This window comes from Parasutterella secunda, assembly GCF_016901835.1.
Classification (GTDB): Bacteria; Pseudomonadota; Gammaproteobacteria; order Burkholderiales; family Burkholderiaceae_F; genus Aphodousia; species Aphodousia faecavium.
The window spans coordinates 1-222 of the sequence record NZ_JACJKX010000062.1 but is presented as its reverse complement, the minus strand read 5'-3'; the positions used below and the strand labels follow the sequence as shown (position 1 = coordinate 222).

Genomic DNA, 222 nt, shown 5'->3' with positions numbered 1-222 from the left:
ACTCGTAATCGACCGATAGTGAACCAGTACCGTGAGGGAAAGGCGAAAAGAACCCCGGGAGGGGAGTGAAATAGAATCTGAAACCGCATACATACAAACAGTAGGAGCCGCAAGGTGACTGCGTACCTTTTGCATAATGGGTCAGCGACTTACGTTCAGTAGCGAGCTTAACCGAGTAGGGGAGGCGTAGCGAAAGCGAGTTCGAATAGAGCGAGTAGTTGC

General features: G+C 50.9%; 1 rRNA gene. It reads left to right on the top strand.

Annotated features, from left to right (window positions below):
- A 23S ribosomal RNA gene (locus tag H5985_RS09350) occupies positions 1–222 on the top strand; the annotation flags it as partial.